This window comes from Nocardia blacklockiae, from assembly GCF_015477355.1.
Lineage (GTDB): Bacteria > Actinomycetota > Actinomycetes > Mycobacteriales > Mycobacteriaceae > Nocardia > Nocardia blacklockiae.
The window spans coordinates 1-288 of record NZ_JADLRJ010000067.1 but is presented as its reverse complement, the minus strand read 5'-3'; the positions used below and the strand labels follow the sequence as shown (position 1 = coordinate 288).

The following is a 288-nucleotide window of genomic DNA, read 5'->3' as shown; positions in this document are numbered from 1 at the left end:
ATTTATAGTGATTATACTCTAGCTGAGCGAACGTGCCAAAAGTGGTTTGCACGATTTAAAAGTGGTGATTTTGGCTTAGAAGACGATGAACGTCCTGGGCAGCCAAAAAAGTTTGAAGATGACGAATTGAAGGCATTACTTAACGTCTAAAGCAGCTTGGAATGATTCAAAAACATGGAAATTGGGTGCCACATGAGTTGAACCTATGAGACGTCGAGACGCGTTTTTTCATCGGCGAACACCTGCTTCAGGGACACAAGAGAAAAGGCTTCCTTCACCGCATTATGT

The 288-nt window shown here is 42.7% G+C and carries 1 protein-coding gene; it reads left to right on the top strand.

The window, feature by feature from the left end; all coding sequences use genetic code 11:
• The gene (locus IU476_RS37330) at window positions 1-150 is read left to right on the top strand and encodes a helix-turn-helix domain-containing protein (RefSeq protein WP_369123146.1); all 150 of its coding nucleotides are present in this window, start codon (window positions 1-3) and stop codon (window positions 148-150) included.
• Window positions 151-288 lie beyond the last annotated feature (138 nt).